11 protein-coding genes and 1 pseudogene are annotated in these 16,324 nt (G+C 63.4%); all 12 read right to left on the bottom strand.

Annotated features, from left to right (window positions below; genetic code table 11):
* Entirely contained in the window at positions 1–747 is a 747-nt protein-coding gene (locus tag JJB74_RS08300; RefSeq protein WP_200591333.1) for a protein phosphatase CheZ, read from the bottom strand.
* 438 nt (positions 748–1,185) lie between these two features.
* Positions 1,186–4,323 carry an error-prone DNA polymerase gene (locus tag JJB74_RS08295; RefSeq protein ID WP_200591332.1) on the bottom strand — a complete coding sequence of 1,046 codons (3,138 nt, stop codon included), beginning with the start codon at positions 4,321–4,323 and terminating at the stop codon, positions 1,186–1,188.
* Complete coding sequence (locus JJB74_RS08290) at positions 4,323–5,786, bottom strand: Y-family DNA polymerase (protein ID WP_200591331.1); 1,464 nt, start codon at positions 5,784–5,786, stop codon at positions 4,323–4,325. The genes JJB74_RS08295 and JJB74_RS08290 overlap by 1 nt, the downstream gene beginning before the upstream one ends.
* On the bottom strand, positions 5,743–6,474 hold the full coding sequence (imuA, locus tag JJB74_RS08285; protein WP_200591330.1) for a translesion DNA synthesis-associated protein ImuA: 732 nt from the start codon (positions 6,472–6,474) through the stop codon (positions 5,743–5,745). Before imuA ends, JJB74_RS08290 begins: the two co-directional genes overlap by 44 nt.
* Positions 6,475–6,652: 178 nt before the next feature.
* Complete coding sequence (locus JJB74_RS08280) at positions 6,653–7,819, bottom strand: hypothetical protein (protein WP_200591329.1); 1,167 nt, start codon at positions 7,817–7,819, stop codon at positions 6,653–6,655.
* Between the two features lie 480 nt (positions 7,820–8,299).
* Positions 8,300–8,803 (bottom strand): hypothetical protein, encoded by a 504-nt coding sequence (locus JJB74_RS08275; RefSeq protein WP_200591328.1) that lies wholly within the window; start codon positions 8,801–8,803, stop codon positions 8,300–8,302.
* A gap of 295 nt (positions 8,804–9,098) precedes the next feature.
* Positions 9,099–9,563 (bottom strand): type III secretion system chaperone, encoded by a 465-nt coding sequence (locus JJB74_RS08270; protein WP_200591327.1) that lies wholly within the window; start codon positions 9,561–9,563, stop codon positions 9,099–9,101.
* Positions 9,564–9,640: 77 nt separating this feature from the next.
* Positions 9,641–10,189, bottom strand: a complete 549-nt coding sequence (locus JJB74_RS08265; protein WP_200591326.1) for a hypothetical protein — start codon at positions 10,187–10,189, stop codon at positions 9,641–9,643.
* 441 nt (positions 10,190–10,630) lie between these two features.
* Positions 10,631–12,718 (bottom strand): response regulator, encoded by a 2,088-nt coding sequence (locus tag JJB74_RS33900; protein WP_325170108.1) that lies wholly within the window; start codon positions 12,716–12,718, stop codon positions 10,631–10,633.
* A gap of 245 nt (positions 12,719–12,963) precedes the next feature.
* Positions 12,964–13,698, bottom strand: a pseudogene (locus JJB74_RS33655) (HAMP domain-containing protein); the annotation flags it as partial.
* On the bottom strand, positions 13,695–15,533 hold the full coding sequence (locus JJB74_RS08250; protein ID WP_234484029.1) for a putative bifunctional diguanylate cyclase/phosphodiesterase: 1,839 nt from the start codon (positions 15,531–15,533) through the stop codon (positions 13,695–13,697). The pseudogene JJB74_RS33655 and the gene JJB74_RS08250, both read right to left, overlap by 4 nt.
* A gap of 140 nt (positions 15,534–15,673) precedes the next feature.
* Entirely contained in the window at positions 15,674–16,279 is a 606-nt protein-coding gene (locus tag JJB74_RS08245) for a DUF924 family protein (protein ID WP_200591322.1), read from the bottom strand.
* Between the last annotated feature and the right edge of the window lie 45 nt (positions 16,280–16,324).

Below are 16,324 nucleotides of genomic sequence, written 5' to 3'. Positions count from 1 at the left end.
TCAGAATCCCAGGTCGGCGAGAAGGTCGTCCACATCGGTCTGCGCCAGCGCCGAAGTCGGGACATCGGGACCGGCCAGCAGATCGACCACCTTTTCCTTGTTGGACTGCGGCGCATTGTCGATGAGCAGCTGGGCCAGTTCGCGTTCGAGCTTCTGGGTGATGGTGACGACCTTCTTGATGATCTGTCCGGTGATGTCCTGGAAGTCCTGGGCCATCATGATCGTCATCAGCCGCGCCTTTTCGGCTTCGCCGGTTTCCCGTGCCTGCCCGATGAACTGGCGTGAATCCCGGGCCAGCGTCTTGAATTCCTCGACGCCGAGCTTGCCCTCGAACAGATCGCTCCAGCGCGACTCGAGATCGCTGGACACGCTGATCACCTCGTCCTGCACCGGCATGGCTTCGTCGATCGAATTGAGCACCTTGTTGGCCGCCTGCTCGGTCAGCGTGGCAATGTATTCCAGCCGGCCGGCGGCGTCGGTGACTTCGGTGGCGATATCGGACAGGCTGCGGTCGTAGCCGAGTTCGCGCAGCGAATCATGCAACTGGCGCACGATGTGGCCGAGACGGTCATACATCGGCGGCTTGCCGGATGCCTGTTCGGATGCCAGCGCCGCACCGCTGTCATGCGCCGCATCGGCAGGTTCGGCGGCGGCTGCCTGCACGACGTTTGCCGGGGCCGGGCTGGCCGCGTGCTGCGCAGATACCTCGTCAAACAGGGCTTCCAGGTCTTCGGTGATGTCATTCATATTGCGTGGCTTCCTTGGTCTCGTCCTTCATGCGTTTCATCGGCAAAAACGCGATATTCATGTCCCGGCCGCGATGCATTGCGCGTGCCGCCTCACACGGTTTACGGCGGTCTTTCCCAAAGGTTTAGCAATGACATCCCTTCACGAAAGAGCAAAGCGTGTAACGAATTTCGGTCAGATTATACACTTACTTTCCGCATGGAAATTAATGAGAGGAAAGTTTTGTGCGCTGGCGGTACGCTGGTGTCATTTGCGCGACAGGTATGAAAACCGCCGGTGGCATGACGGAAGACTGCTGTGCGGGCGCGTGTGTTTTTTGTTCTGGTGGGCTGGGCTGCCAGGCCCGCCATCAAACGCCTGCATGCCGCGCTCATGTCGGGCCTGGCGGCCCAATCTACGCAGGAGCCCGGGCCCTGGCTTCGTGTTGCCATTCTCCCGTCAACGAAAATCCCGGCTCGACGTCGCCAGGCCGCCGAGCCAGTTCGACAAGTCCACCACCCGCTTGGCCACCAGGTGCGATACACCGTTTTCGCGCTGCCAGACGCCGTACACCCCCAGCAGCGCCGCGCCGAGCAGCTCGCGCCGCTGCCGTTCGATCAGCCCCGGCCACACGATCACGTTCACCAGCCCGGTTTCATCCTCGAGCGTGACGAACATCGTGCCCTTCGCGGTTTCCGGCCGCTGGCGCATTGTGACGATGCCGCAGCCGCGCGCAGGCTGGCCATGGCCGCAGGCCGCAAGCGCGGTGGCGGCGAGAAAGCGCCTGGCTGCCAGCCGCGGCCGCAGCAGCGCCAGCGGATGCCGACCCAGCGTCAGGCCGAGGCTGCGGTAATCGGCGACGATGTCCTGCCCTTCTGAAGGCGCGACGATGGCCGGCGCAGCTTCATCCGGTGCCGCGCCACGCAGCAGGTCGCGGTCCGGCAAGCCGGCGGCGGCCTGCCACAAGGCGGTGCGCCGGTTGCCGGCCAGCGGCGCGAGCGCATTCGCCGCGGCCAGCGCGCCCAAATCGCTCTTGTCCAAGCGCGCCCGCAGCGCCAGGTCGCGCACATCGGCAAACGGACGGATCGCGCGCGCCTCCTCGATGCGCCATGCTGCTTCCCGCGCCATGCCGCGCACCAGGTTCAGGCCCAGACGCACCGCCGGCTGCGCGCTTGCGCCCTCTTCCAGCGCCGCTTCCCAGCTGCTGACGCTCACATCCACCGGCCGCACTTCCAGGCCGTGGCGACGGCCGTCCTGCACCAGTTGCGACGGCGAATAAAAGCCCATCGGCTGGCTGTTCAGGAGCGCCGCCAGAAACGCTGCCGGCTCATGGCATTTCAGCCAGGAACTGGCATAGGCAAGCAAGGCGAAACTGGCGGCATGGCTTTCCGGGAAGCCGTATTCGGCGAAGCCCTGGATCTGGCGGTAGATCGAGTCAGCGAATTCCCGGCTGTAGCCGCGCGCCAGCATGCCGTCGATGAGCTTGCCTTCGAAACGCTCCAGTCCGCCGCGGCGGCGCCAGGCGGCCATCGCGCGGCGCAATTGATCGGCTTCGCCGGCGGTGAAGCCGGCAGCCAGCATCGCGATCTGCATCACCTGCTCCTGGAAGATCGGCACGCCCAGCGTGCGCTCCAGCGCCTGACGCATCGCCGGACTCGGATAATCGATAGCCTCCAGTCCCTGGCGCCGGCGCAGGTACGGATGGATCATGCCGCCCTGTATCGGTCCCGGGCGGATCAGCGCGACCTCGATCACCAGGTCGTAGAAGGTGCGCGGCTGCAGGCGCGGCAGCATGGTCATCTGCGCCCGGCTTTCGATCTGGAATACGCCGATGGTGTCGGCGCGGCTGATCATGCGATAGGTTTCTGGATCCTCGGCCGGAATGTCCTGGAGCTCGAAGGGCTCGCCGCGACGCTGCGCGACAAAGTCCAGCGCGCGCCGGATCACCGACAGCATGCCCAGGCCGAGGATGTCGACCTTCAAGAGACCGAGCGCATCGAGGTCGTCCTTGTCCCACTGCACCACGCTGCGGTTTTCCATCGCCGCGTTCTCGATCGGCACCAGCCGCGACAGCAGGCCGCGCGCGATCACGAAGCCGCCCGGATGCTGCGACAGATGGCGCGGAAAACCGAGCAGCAGCCAGGCCATCTGCCGCCACTGCTGCGCCAGCGGCGTTTCCGGATCCAGGCCGGCTTCGGCGAAACCGCGCGCCAGCGCATCGGCGCCTTCCCAGCGGCTGTGTGCGCGGGCCACCGCATCGACCAGGTCGAGATCGATGCCGAGCGCGCGGCCGGCATCGCGCAGCGCGCTGCGCAGCCGGTAGCTGATCACCACGCCGGTCAGCGCGGCACGCTGGCGGCCGTACTTTTCATAGATGTACTGGATCACTTCCTCGCGCCGCTGGTGCTCGAAATCGACATCGATGTCCGGCGGCTCGTTGCGTTCCTTCGAGATGAAGCGCTCGAACAGCAGGCTGGCGCGCGCCGGGTCGACTTCGGTGATGCCCAGGCAATAGCAGACCGCGGAATTGGCCGCCGAACCGCGTCCCTGGCACAGGATGTGGCGGCCGCGCGCGAAGCGCACGATGTCGTAGACGGTGAGGAAGTACGGCTCGTAAGCCATCTCGGCGATCAGCGCCAGCTCATGCTCGATCTGCGCCTGCACCGCCGGCGGTATGCCGGCCGGGAAGCGCCAGTGCGCGCCGATCCAGGTTTCGCGGCGCAGGTATTCGGCCGCGCTCATGCCGGGCGGGACCAACTCGTCCGGGTATTCATAGCGCAGCTCGTCCAGCGAAAAGCGGCAGCGCCGCGCAAACTCCACCGTGGCTGCCAGCATGTCAGGCGGATAGAGCCGCACCAGGCGTTCGCGGGAGCGTAGATGCTGTTCGGCGTTCGGCTCCAGCGCATCGCCGCATTCGGGTAGCGCACGGCCGATGCGGATCGAGGTCAGCAAATCCTGCAGCGGCTTGCGCGAACGCAGATGCATCAGCACATCGCCGGTGGCCACGACCGGCAGGCCATGCGCCGCTGCGGCTGCCGCTACCCGCGCGCACTGTTCCGCATCGCGGCCACGATGCAGTAGGGTCAAAGCGATTGCCGCACGATCGGTAAAGACCTCGCGCAGCCATTGCGCCGGGCGCGAGAGTGCATCGACATTGGCATCGGCATGCTGATGTGGTGCAAGCAGCATCAGGCAATCGGGCAGGCAGCGCAGATGCTCGAAACCCGGCTCGGGGGCCGTGAAGTCTTCCAGGCGCAGCAGATAGGCGCCCTTCTCCGCGCGCCGTCGCGCCAGGCTGATCAGCTCAGCCAGGTTGCCGTAGCCGTTGCGGTTCAGCGCCAGCGCGATCAGCGTGAAGTCCGGCAGTCGAAACTGGCTGCCGATGATCAGATGCAGGCCTTGCCGTTTTGCTTCCACATGCGCGCGTACCACGCCGGCCAGCGAACATTCATCCGTGATTGCTAAGGCCGCATAGCCCAGCGCTGCGGCGCGCGCGACCAGCTCTTCCGGATGCGAAGCGCCGCGCAGAAAGCTGAAATTGGACTGGCATTGCAGTTCCGCGTAGGCCGGCGCGGCGGCATCGTCGAGCGCGTCCATCAGGCGAACAAGCCATGCAGGAACCAGCGCTCTTCACTGGCGGCGCGTTCGCGGAAGATCCAGTAGCAGGCATGATCGGCACCACGAGCGATGTAATAGTCGCGCAGCGCGCAGTCGGCATCCCACCAGCCGGTTTCGATGCGCTCGGGCCCGGCCAACAGCTGCAGCGGCGAGCCGTAGAAAGGCCGGCCATCGCGCAGCAGCAAGGGCAGCGGCGTCTCGAGCAGCCAGAATGGCCGTTCGGCGATCGGTGGCGGCAAGGCTGGACTGCGCTTGCCGCGCAGGCCGGCCGGCATCCAGCGGTTGCGAATTTCCGGTCGATGGTCGGCATGCAATGCCGGTGTCAGCACGTTGTCCATGCCCAGTCGTGCGCTCAGCAATTCCAGCAGGCGGTGATAGTCGGCTACCGTGCCGCCCGGCTCCGGAAACAGCGAAGCGCTCGGCGGCGCCAGCGCTTCCAGCCGCTGCGCTTCGAGGCGCAAGGCGATCACCGGCGCGCGCAATTCCAGCCGTCCCAGCCTTTCCTTCAGCAGCCGCAGCAAATGGTCTTCGCGCCAGGCCGGCTCGGCCAGCGTGATGTCAAGCGCGGTCGGCGCGACGGCTTGGCGGCCGCGCTCATGTTCCATCCACAATGTCAGGCGCGACACCGCGAGATGGCGCGCGACCAGCCAGCCGATCAACTGCATCAGCAGCCGCCGCGCGGCGAACAGCACCGCTTCCGCGTGTTCAATCCGTTCCGGCAATTCCAGGCGGACATCGAACTGTGGCGGCGCCTGCACCCAGTCATGCAGTTCGGGCGCTTCGCCATAGGCGCGATCGAGCTGGTCCAGCAGCAGCACATCGGCGCGGCGCTTGATGCCGGCGCGCGGCAGGCGGCGCAGGTCGGCCAGCGTGCGGCAACCGATGCCGTCCAGCCAGTCCCGATGCGGCCAGGCGGCCGGCAGCAGCAGCGCCGGCAAGGCATCGAGGCGCCGGCGCATGCTTTCCGGGCGCAGGCTGCGCCGCGGACCGGACAGCGGGTTCAACGCAAACAGGCTGGCGGCCTGGGCGCTGGTCGCCATGCCGAGCCGCAGGCTGTAACCCATTTCCAGAACACTGCCGCGCACGCGCCGGCACAAGGCCAGCCGACCACCGAATGCGGCAAGGCTGGCGCTCACATCCAATACCAGCCCGGCCTCGCCGGCCAGCGCCACCTCGGGCGTGTATTGCAGCAGGCACAGCGCCACGCCCTGCAAGGCATCGCGTTCGGCCTGGCGGTCGCGCTCGTGCAGGCGGGTGTCGGGCGCGATCGCGGCCACGCCGGCGCGGCGCATACGCGGTTTGACGCCGAGCAGTGCCGCTTCAGCCGACAGCGTCAGCACTTCGTTATGCTCGATCACCGCATGCGCCCCGGGATCGAGCCAGCGCGGCCGCAGGCTTTCAAGCGGCAGCAGCGGCAGGAGCACGGCGATCCAGAGACGCATGACGGGCGAAGGCTTGAGGATGGGATGCGCCTGAACGCGCGGAATCGAGCGGCAGATGCAGCGGTTGCGCCGCCAGCGGTCCGCGGCGCTTGATGATGTCGATGGCGATGCCTCCCGCATCCGGCCGCAGCACCAGACGCAGGGGCGCTGGCGAAGGCTGGGCAGCGGCGGAAAGCGGGCGCAGCATCCAGAACACGGTGCTGGAGGCCTGCGCCGCCAGGTGCAGCCGACGCAGCGCCTCGGCGCGCACCTCGCTCTGCCAGAACAGCAAGGCGCCGCAGCTGCCGTTGCGCAGGATTTGTTCAGCGCTCCACAAGGCGTCCGCGGTATGCGGCGTTTTCAGCCAGAGCAATTGTTCGTGCGGCAAACCCCAGGCGGACCAAGCGGCGATCTGCGGCGCATGCGGTGGCTGCACCAGCACCACGCGGCGTGTTTTGGCAATCGCCGCCAGTGCCGGCTGCAGCAAGCGCATTTCGCCTATGCCGGGCTGCTGCAACAGCAATTCGATCAGCGTCGATGCCGGCCAGCCGCCATTTGGCAATTCCGCATCCAGCTGCGCATGGCCGGTCGCCGTAACGGGCGCTTCGCAGGCGCCCATCTGGTCGGCACGCCAGACGGCATGAGAAATTGGCTGATGAAGGGCGGCAAGCGCCAAAGACGATGCGCTGCGCAAGGCGACCCCGGACATGTTCTGCTCCCGCTGGTTTTGACGGATTAGCGCAATCCGTTATCACTGTATAAATATACAGTATAAACGATGCAACTCAGCGGGGTGCCGGCAGGAAATGTTAATTATTGTTGCGCACGATTAAAGGCGGAGCGGCGCTGCGCCCCCGCCTTTACAGCAGACGCCACGTTGCATGCGCTCAGGCCAGCGGTTTTTTGGGCGTGGTTGGAAGCGCCGCCGCCTGATGCACGGTCCGCACCCGGTAAGGCGACGACACGCTGCGCTGGATTCTCGTCGGCAGCTCGGATGACGACACCTGCGCCGTCGCGCGCATCCTGCCCATCGGATAACCGGGGCCAGCGCTTTGGCCGCGCCGCATTGTGATCAGCGCAGCGAAAACCGGCGAAGACGGTGAGACCGGTGAAAGCGGCGACAAGGGCGAAGATGGCGCCTGCACCACGCGCAACATATCCACCCTGCTTCGTGCCGGCGCTGGCGTACCCTGCCCCTTGTTCGCGACGCTGCCCTGGGTCTTGTCACGGCCATGCGCGACGGTGTGGCTGCGCTGCGGCCGGGTTGCAAGCGCCGTCTCCGAAGCGTTGTCGGCGATAGACACGGTCGTTGCCTGCCGCCCCGGCGTGAATGTCGCTCTTGCCTTGAGTTGGGGTTGCGGCTGCGGCCCTGGCGCGCGGACCTCGACGCCGTGCTGCGTGCGCATGGACTGGGCACGACGGCGTTGCACGTCGCTGGCTTCCGGCATGCCTTGCTTTTCCATGCGCATGGAAGCGCTGGCGCGCAGCGGCGGACGTTCCACCCGTGTCGGCTGGCGTGCCGGCTGGCGCACTGGCTTGGGTGGCGAGGTTCGGGGTGACATGGTCCGGGGCGATGCTACTGGCTTCGGTGCGCGCTTCTCCAATTCCCTCACCAGCCAGTCGATACTCTCCCCCCATGGAAACGTATGCTGGGGCAGCTTTCCGGCATCCCATGCGGCACGCCAGTGCGTCATGAACAATTCCAGCAGTTTTCCCTTGCCGCAGTGTTTCGCATACAGGTCAGAAAGAATCTCATCGCTGGCGCCGCCCTCGTAGACACGCTGCTGATACAGCGAAACGATGCCGCTGAACAGGCACAGGCAAGTATCGGCAAGCGATGCTGCATCCGGGCCGAACAGCGCATGCTTCACCGTCTTGTCCTTTTTAAGCGCTTCGCGAAACGCGCCCAGTTGCAGCCGCCGCTCGCGTTCCACGTCGAACTGCAGATTTTGCATCGTCACATGCCGGCGCGGCGTGGCCGGCGGTTTGGCCTGGACTGTCGGTCGCCTTTCCACCGAGCGCTTGCTGTCATGTCCATATGCCAGCAAACGCATCGGGCTGCGCACCTCGGCGGCGCGGATGTCATGCCTGATCGAGCTGCGGGCGAGGCGGTCTATGGTCTTTTCAGCCTTTCTGCTTGCCGGAGAAAATGCTGCTCTCCTTGCCGGAGTGAGATTCTGAATAGTCTGCGAAAGGCATCGCCGCAATTCCCTGCGTTCTTCGCCGATGTCGTGCCTGCTGAAGACGCGTTTGACCAGAGCATCTCCATGCTGGCGCACGAGCAACTGCACGTTTGATCCTTGCTGCCGCGCTCTCAACCTTGCGGTAGCGGGGACATCGCGCAGTTCACGCGCCATATCGCGCGCATGGAGTGTCGAAAATTCAATCGCGGAATCGTTGGGCCGCTCCCGGTTCACTCGGGGCGTTGCGCTCTGTGTCTTGTCCATGGGAATCCCAAAAAAACGCCGCCCGCCGGGATAGGCGGGCGGCAAGGTTTTCTGGGTGGCGCGCGGGACGTACCAGTTCCAGAGCATTTATCCCGGGCGCCAGAACATCTTTGCTTTTATGCTCTGCTGCGAAGCCATCTGTTCGAGCTCGCGTGATTTGGTTGGCGCTGGATAGCTATCAGGCCTGCCCACCCCAGCGCGAATGTTGTCAAGCTCTTCCATGAAAAGGAGGTCATCAATGTCGATTGCCACTGTCAGCAAGGGGGCCTTTTCACGCGACGTGTCCGCGGATGGCGGCTTGGAATTGCGCCGGGCATCTGCGCGCTCGGCATCGGCAAGCAATTGATTGTCGATATCGGTCGTCGTCAGCCTGCTGTCCCTGTCGCTATCGCTTTGCGCGGAGTCGTAGTCGTTGGTATCCCCCCAATCGTTCTGCTTGATATCCATGGTCATTTCCATGCTCTGCCGGAGCACTGAATCCGAGGCGATTGCGACCAGTTCGCTGCTCACCGTGCCATCCGCCTGTACGGCATCCTTGCTGGTAACCAGCACGTGAGGAATCGTTGCTGCCGGGGAACGAACTTGGGACATGGCATCTTCTCCAGAAAGCGCTGCGATAAGTTGCGTTGCGCCAGACACCAGGTATCCGCATTAAAAAAATTAAGTCCGTTCATCGGAATTAAGTGCGCGGCGCTCGATCGTTATAGAAGACCGAAAACCAGAATTCAATGCCAATCGCTTACCGGAAAGGTAAATTCTTGTTAAGTGCGCTCAATATGCTGCGTCCTCTAGCCATGTGGCGCCTTGCGGCATGGGTATGGCGTCAGCCGCAGCGCCGCATCCGGAACTTTAGCGAAACGCTGTCCGCATGGCTTGTATCTGCTTCTCAAGCCCGATTGCCGAAATCCTGCAGCGAAAAGACTGGCGGGCCGGCTTCAGCCGGTCCCTGCTCGATATAGCGCTGCCAAATTTGCGCGCTATTGCAAAAATTCTCGAGCACGGTTTGCAGCACTGCCAGCGTCAGGGAATCCGCGCTGCATTCGTACAGCAGCATCGCCGCGCCTTCAGGGCCGCCAAGCGCGGTTTTCACGCCGCCGGTGTCCCGCCACAACAGGTTATAGGACAGCAGCAGGCGCAGTACCTCGAGTTGCCGCGCTTCGGCGATTTTGCCCAACTCTGCAGAGAGCACAAGGCGCGGCGGTTGTTCATCCCATTCGAGAAACACCACCGCGCCATCATCGAATTGCACTGCCCAAGTGCTTTCGCCGTTTTGTACGACCGCATCGACGTTGTTCATCTGCGGTCCCAGTTCCTTCATCAGCGCTTGTATGGATTCCAGTGAACCTGGCATATGCCTCCCGAGTTTGAAAGGTGCCGCCAGCTATAACCGGACGGCGCGCGATTCAGTAACCCGATTCCGGTCTTCGTTCACTCAGAATTCGAAGATGCCCCGGGCAATCGCCGCAATTTCTCCAGCAGGGAAGTCACGATCCTGCTCTGCTCCTCCGACAGGTGACCTTCCGGGCTCGCTGCGCCGCCATGTCCTTCCTCGAGAAGTCCAGTCTCGCGAACGAAATGCGACCAAGTGCCAACGCTCTTCGGATCGACATCGACATGCGCGGCGGAATTCTTCACGGACTGACCATACAGGTCGGCAAGCACGCCCAGCGGACCAGACACATCGCCAACCCTAACCAGATTCGGCCGCTGCAGCGCAGATTGCACGTGGCGCAAAGCCAGTTCCGCACCGGCGACATCGCTCAGGGGCTGCAGCACGACTTCGACCGCAACCCGCGTTACCGTTCGCTCTTCGAGCGAAGGCAGCAGACGGCGCGATCGACCACCCGGATTGACATAAAGAACCAGTTCTCCGTCATTTCCCTGTTTGCCGCCAACGGTATCGTTGGCGTCGAGTTGCCTGAAAAACGCCGCCAGCTCCAGCGGCGTCGTTTCCGTACCAACGCTTAATTGCGCCATGGCCTACCCTACCAATGAATCACAAGCTGGAACAACATCATTCCTCCATTCCCATTCCCACCAAATCCGAGGCTAAGTGCCTTTGGCCTGCATATTGTTCAAATATCGCCCAATATTCGATAAACGCGAACTCTAGCAGGCTATAAAGCACCTCGCCAGGTAGCAAGCTCTGACTCGGACACCATGCCCTGCATGCGGGACATTAGTACCCTGTCTCAGGGGATTTGAAAGCTTGCGCCGGCCGCTCGAAGGCGATTGCGGCGTTGCAAATGCTCGTCGCAGTACCACCCCGACTGTGCTTTGCGCTTGCAGCGCGCGTAAAGGCCTGCAAGCCTCTACTGCCAGCCAGGCGAACTGCTTGCGATTCGAATTCCCTGCCTGGCCCTTGCGCTCACCTCCGATCGACCCGGCCCAGTCCCTCAAATCCCCTGAGACAGCGTACTAGCGCGTGATCCACGCCAGCATCATGTCGAGCAGCCGGCCGCTCTTGACCGGCTTGGCAATGTAGTCGCTGGCGCCCGCCGCCAGGCATTTTTCGCGATCTTCCTTCATCGCCTTTGCGGTCAGCGCAATGATCGGCAACTCGGCGCATTCCGGCATCAGTCGGACTGCGCGCATCGTATCGTAGCCATCCATCTCCGGCATCATCACATCCATCAGCACGATATCGATATCGTCGTGCTGCGCCAGAAGTTCGATGGCCTCCCGGCCATTCTCGGCAAACAGCGCCGTCATCTCATGACGCTCCACCAGGGAACTGAGCGCAAAGATATTGCGCAGGTCGTCATCGACGATGAGCACCCGTCGCCCGACAAGCGCTGAATAGTCGGTGCCGCTCGGGTCACGATAGTCCAGCAGCGACGCATCCTGGCCAACTGCCAGTGGCGGCGCTTCCGCAAACGCTGCGACCGGTAGCTGAAATAACTGTTCAACTTCCCTCACCAGGCGCTCGGCGGAATCGGGCTCCTTCGGCACGAGCAAGCGCGTAGACTTCGCCAGCCGCGCCACGGTATCCGCATCCGGGTCCGCGGCGGTATGCACGATCACCGGGATGTCATGCAAGCCGGCATCGTTGGCAATCATGTCGAGCAAATCAGTGCCGTCGATATCCGGCAGATACAGATCGAACACCATGCAGTCGGCCCGATCGCCCGACTTCAGCAACTGCAAGCCCTGCCCACCGTTTTCCGCGACGCTGACGCGCCATCCCGCTGCCTCGAAGGCCGCAACGATTGCCGATCGCTGCTCCGCATTGTCCTCGACCAGAAGCACATGACCAGGCTCAGATCGCAATATCGTCTCTGCGCCGGCAAATGGCCACGCCGGCGCAGCGTCCGCAAGACGGACCGGTAAATACAGCGTGAACGCGCTGCCCGCATGCAGTTCGCTCTGCACGCTGATTTCCCCGCCGAGAAGGCGCGCCAGCTCGAGCGAAATCGACAGACCCAATCCGGTGCCGCCGTACTTGCGCGCCGTGCTGCCATCGGCCTGGCGGAACGCTTCGAAGATGAGCTTGAACTTGTCAGACGCGATACCGATACCGGTGTCGGTCACAGTAAAGCCGATCACTGCTTGCGCCTCATTGAGCGTCGCATTGGTTTCGGACCAGCCAGAATGCGCCCGGAATATCCGCAGCCACACGCTGCCCTTCGCGGTGAACTTGAAGGCATTGGCCAGCAGATTGCGCAGTATCTGCTGCAGCCGGGTGACGTCCGTGGCAATGGCCGGCGGAAGATCCGGCGCCAGCGCGATGTCGAAGCGCAGGCCGCGCGCTTCGGCCATATGCCGAAAAGCCCGTTCAACGTAGCCGCGCAGATATTCGAACCGGCATTCGGAAATTTCCGTGCTGACCGTGCCGGACTCGATCTTCGACAAGTCCAGGATGTCGTTGATCAGGGAAAGAAGATCACTGCCGGCGGCGTGGATGGTGCGCGCGAACTCGAGCTGGCGCGCATCGAGGTTGCCGTTCGGGTTGTCGGCAAGTTGCTCGGCCAGGATCAGCAGGCTGTTCAGAGGCGTGCGCAATTCATGCGACATATTGGCCAGGAATTCCGACTTGTAGCGCGAGGCCAGCGTCAATTGGGTCGCCTTTTCCTCGGTGGCGCGCCGGGCCTGCTCGATTTCGGCGTTCTTGTGCTCGACTTCACTGTTCTGCATCGCCAAAAGCCTTGCCTTTTCCGCCAGCTCGAAATTGGTGCGCCCGAGCTCTTGCGCCAGCGACTGCGACTGCGCCAGCAGGATCTCAGTGCGTCGGTTGGCTTCGAGCGTATGGAACACCACGGCAATCGAATCCATCAGCTGATCGAGAAGATCCAGCTCGATGTCGGTGTATTCCCGGAGCGAGGCAAGTTCAATTACCGCCTTAACACCATCCTCAGTCAACACCGGCAGCACGACGATGCAGGCTGGCGCCGCCGAACCGAGACCGGTGCCGATTTCCAGGTAGCCGGCCGGCACGTTGGTGAGCAATATCCGGCGCATGTCGACGGCGCATTGGCCGATGATGCCCTCGCCCGGCAGGAAGGACACCGGCGCGGACGCATCGATGCTGCGGCATAGGCCGCCACCATCACCAGCCGCGTTTCGCGCGTGGAGTCGTCGCTGATGTAGAAGGCGCCAAGGCGTGCCGATACCAGCTGCGCCAGCTCGGACAGAATGCGGCGCGACAGGCCGGACAAATCACGCTGCTCCTGCAGCAGACGCGTGAAGCGGGTCAGATGGGTATTGAGCCACGACTGTTCCGCGTTGTTACGCGCGGACTCGCGCAGCGCCCAGATCATGCCGTTGACACGATCCTTCAGCTCGGCCACTTCGCCACGTGCATCGACCGTGATGGCGCGTGATAAATCACCGCGCGTCACCGCAGTGGCGACTTCGGAAATCGCACGGACCTGCGTTGTGAGCCGGTCGGCCAGGCCGTTGACATTGTCTGCAAGGTCTTTCCAGATGCCGCTAGCATTTTCGATCACTGCCCGGCCACCCAATCGCCCTTCGCGACCGACCTCGCGCGCCACGCGCGAGACTTCCGAAACGCAGCCGGCGAGATGATCGACCATCGCGTTGACGCACTGCTTCAGATCGCGCCAATCGCCGCTCTGCTCGGCGCTCATGTGCTGCGACAGATTGCCATCGACCACGGCGTTGATAACGCGCGCCAGCTCGTCCACCGGCCCCCAGGCGCGTTCGACCATCGCATTCACCGCGGCCACGGTCTCGGCCCAGCCGCCGGAAAGACCCGCGACATCGGCCCGCTCACGCAGACGTCCCTCGCGTCCGACCGCCTGCGACAAGGCTGCCACGGTATCGCGCGTGCGGGCGGCATTGCCGGCCAGGGCATTCCATTCCTGCGCGATGCGACGCGACAGCTCGCCCTCCTGTGACGCGATGCGCACGGAAAAGTCACCCTGCCGCAATGCCGACAGCGCCGCCAGCAGCGCCGCCGCATCGATGTCGCCGTGTGCGTTGAACAGCTGCAGCGGCGCCGCTCCATCTTCGCCGAGCGGCGTCATACGTCACCCAGCCGGACCAGCTGGTCCTCGAGCGCCGCCGGCGGCAGCGGCTTGCAGTAGTGATAGCCCTGGTATTCGTCGCAGCCCAGGGATCTGAGGATATCGAGCTGCTCCCGGCTCTCCACGCCCTCGGCCACCACGCGCAGGGCCAGCGCGCGTGCCATGCTGACCACGGCGGCGACGATGGCGGTGTCGCCAGCGCTCTTGCCGAGGTCGCGCACGAAGCTCTGGTCGATCTTCAGGATGTCGACCGGCAGCGACTTCAGCACCGACAGCGAGGAATAACCCGAGCCGAAATCGTCGATGGCCAGCGTCAGGCCGGCCTCGTTGAGCTGGCCGAGCATGACGCCGGCCTTTTCGATATCGCGCATCAGCAGGGATTCGGTGATTTCCAGCTGCAGCCGCCGCGGCGCCAGATTGTGCTCGCGCAGAAGATTGCGGATCGTGGAGGCCAGTTCCGTCTCCATCTGCGGCACCGCGATGTTGATGGCGATCGGCAGGCTGCCCAGCTGCGGATGGTCGCGCCAGGCCTGCGCCTGCGCGCAGGCCGAGGACAACACCCAGTGGCCGATCGGCACCAGCAGGCCGCTGTCGGCCGCGCCATCGAGAAATTGACCGCTCGACACCAGGCCCAGCCGCGGATGGTTCCAGCGCAACAGCGCCTCCAGCCCGACGATGCGCCCCGTGGTGATGTCGACCTTCGGCTGGTAATACAGCTCGAACTGCCCGGCCGCCAGCGCCTGCTGCAGCTCGCGCTCCAGCCGCACCTTCTCCATCACCCGCGCATTGAGCTCTTCGTGGAAGAACTGGATCGTGCCGCGCCGCTGCTGCTTGGCGTGATACATCGCCAGGTCGGCGTTCTTCATCAGCGATTGCACCGTGGCGCCGTCCTGCGGAAACAGGCTGATGCCGATACTCACCGAGGTCTTCAGGCTGTGCATACCGATCTCGCAGGGCGTCGAATTTGCCTGCACGATCTTGCGCGCGACTGCCGCGGCGTCCGGAAAATCCGGCAGATCTTCCATCAGCACCACGAATTCATCGCCGCCAAGGCGTGCCACGACATCGGATTCGCGCACCGAACCGCTGATGCGCCGGGCTACCTGGATCAGCAATTCATCGCCGACGTCATGGCCCAGGGTGTCATTGATGGTCTTGAAACGGTCCATGTCGAGGAACAGCAGCGCCAGGCTGTTGCCGGTACGGTTCGCCCTGGCGATTGCCTGTTCCAGTCTTTCAATCAGCGATCGGCGGTTGTACAGGCCGGTCAACGCATCGCGGGTAGCCAGGCCATGCGCCCTTTCCTCGGCCTGTCGCCGCTCAACGATCTCCGCTTCCAGCGCTGCGTTGATACGCTTCAAGTCATGCAGTCGCTGCACCTGCAGATCGCGGTTCAGTTCCGCCAACTCCTCGGCCTGGCGCTGCAGCAGCAGGTTCTTTTTCGCCAGTTCGACGAACACCGCCACCTTGTTCTGCAGCACCCGCGGAATGACCGGCGTGAACAGGTAATCCACCGCACCGCGCTGATAGGCCTTCAAGCGATGCAGTTCATCGGCGTAGTGCGCAGTGACGAAGATGATCGGCACCATGGCGCAGCGCGGATGGGAGTGAATCAGATCCGCGGTTTCAAAGCCATCCATGCCCGGCATGCTGACGTCCAGAAGGATCACCGCGAATTGATGCTGTAATACCTGCCGCAGCGCCTCAGCGCCGGAAATCGCACTGACCACTTCATATTCCGCAGACTCAGTGTCCGGAAGCAGCAAGCTTTCCAGCGCCACCAGGCTGGCCGGGTGGTCATTGACCAGCAAAACCTTCGGCTTCATCACGCTCATGTCTATCTTGGCAAGTTAAGCAATCTAAACTGATCAACCAACGCACATACGGGCGAAAGTCGAAAGATTTTTGCATTGCAGCATGCAAATTACATTGACCTACCGCAAATCAGTAAAAATCGGCAACATTTTGCCTCTGCTCAAAATGATGAGCCCGGCTCCAGCAGAAAACGCTTTTCCTCCTCGGTAGATGTCCTGCCTAAAGCAGCGTTTCTGTGCGGTAATCGACCAAAGCGCTCGATCACTCGCCGATGCCGGAGCGCATAAGTCAGATAACCGCGAAAGGTTTCCATCCGCGCTTGCGGCGTCTGTTGAAACAGCGTGGAAAACAGCCTCACCGAGCGTTCCTGGTCCGCCAAGGTCTCCGAGTGTTCCAGGGGCAGATAAAAAAACACCCGCTCGAGCGGGCGCAGTTGCTGGTCCTGCCCCACCTCCAATCCATGAAGGCAGGTGGCCAGCGCAAGGGAATCCGAGGCGAAAGCTCGGGCGGTGCCACGATAGATATTGCGTGGGAACTGGTCGGTCAGCAGGATCAGCGCCAATGCGGTACGCGGGGTTTCCATCCAGGAGTCCAACGCGCGGCTGCCGGCCAGTTCTACCGCTGGCCCGAAGCGATCCGCCAGTTGCCGGTCGATCTCCGGCTTCTTGCCCCACCAGAGCGACGCCGGCGCCTTGGCAACGGCAGCCTCGTCGGTGTCAGTGCCGAACCAGAAATGCAGGATCCTCTCCGGTGTCTCTTCGCTCATGTGCCCCACCCGAAAACACGAAGTCATAAAAACGCGTAACAGTTT

It is taken from the genome of Noviherbaspirillum pedocola, assembly GCF_016632335.1.
Taxonomy (GTDB): Bacteria; Pseudomonadota; Gammaproteobacteria; order Burkholderiales; family Burkholderiaceae_D; genus Noviherbaspirillum_A; species Noviherbaspirillum_A pedocola.
This window is presented reverse-complemented; position numbering and strand designations above follow the sequence as displayed.